This window comes from Paenibacillus sp. sgz302115 (genome assembly GCF_056120445.1).
This window is the reverse complement of sequence record NZ_JBVYOK010000077.1, coordinates 1-328: the sequence shown is the minus strand read 5'-3', so window position 1 is coordinate 328 and position 328 is coordinate 1. Positions and strand designations below refer to the sequence as shown.

Below are 328 nucleotides of genomic sequence, written 5' to 3'. Positions count from 1 at the left end.
ATGTAAGACCCCTTGAAGACGACGAGGTAGATAGGTTGGAGGTGGAAGCACGGTAACGTGTGGAGCTGACCAATACTAATCGGTCGAGGGCTTATCCAAAGAACTAATACGCAGATTTCGTTTCGGATTCAGTTTTCAGGCGATCAAGCCTGAACAATCAATCGCGCACACATTCATCGGCACAGCCGTGAACGACCGAATGTGACGCTCGGCGCTTGTTCCACAAGCGCACGTTTGGTGGCGATAGCGGAGGGGTTCCACGCGTACCCATCCCGAACACGACCGTTAAGCCCTCCAGCGCCGATGGTACTTGGACCGAAGGGTCCTG

Annotated in this window: 2 rRNA genes; both read left to right on the top strand. The window is 54.3% G+C overall.

Annotation, left to right across the window (positions count from 1 at the left end):
* Positions 1 to 99 (top strand): 23S ribosomal RNA (locus AC0LWN_RS32840); the annotation flags it as partial.
* Positions 100 to 233: 134 nt separating this feature from the next.
* Positions 234 to 328, top strand: a 5S ribosomal RNA gene (gene rrf, locus AC0LWN_RS32835); the annotation flags it as partial.